General features: G+C 71.1%; 1 pseudogene. It reads right to left on the minus strand.

Going from position 1 to position 681, the window contains the following annotated elements:
* A pseudogene (locus G3I17_RS39215) lies at positions 1–681 on the minus strand (hypothetical protein); the annotation flags it as partial.

Below are 681 nucleotides of genomic sequence, written 5' to 3' on the forward strand. Positions count from 1 at the left end.
TCGGCATCGGGCACGTCGTCCCATGGCCAGCGCCCTGGGTGCGGATCCACGGGTGTCTCTTCCGGGGCGGGAGCATCAGAGGTGGAAGGTGCCGCGGAAGCAGCGTCGGCTGACGGCGCGACGGTCGCGGCGTCGGGCTCAGCGGGTGGCGCGGGCTCGGTGGCCGTCGTGGGCGAGGCAGGCGTGGCGGGCGACGTAGGCGCGGTTGGGGCCTCGCGTTCGGTGGCGGCTTCGGAGTCGATGGGTGGCTCGGGGGCGGAGGGGGTGGTGGTGAGGTGGCGGGCTACTTGGAGGAGTTCGGCGGCTAGGGCGGGGTCGGCGATGATGTCGAGGGCTCGGACTCGGCGTTCGTTCAGGGAGGTGGTATCGCCGAGCGCGGCGAGGGTGTTGGCGATCTGGTTGATGGTGGCTTCGATGCGGATGACGGTGCAGGTGGGGGCTTTGATGAACAAGGTGGTGGTGCCGTGGTCGTCGGTGCGGCCGGCCCAGACTCCGCGTTCGCGGGCCTTCTCCTCCGCCTGGGCGCGGGCGGTGACGGGGTCTGCTTCCCACAGGGCGGCCTTGACGATGTTGTGCAGGCGCAGCGGGCTCAGCGTGTCGACGATGTCTGCGACGCGGCGGTCGACGATGCCGGCGGCTTCTTCGGACAGTTCCCTGCAGGCCGTCGCGATGTTGCAGGCC

This window comes from Streptomyces sp. SID13031 (genome assembly GCF_010548305.1).
Classification (GTDB): Bacteria; Actinomycetota; Actinomycetes; order Propionibacteriales; family Kribbellaceae; genus Kribbella.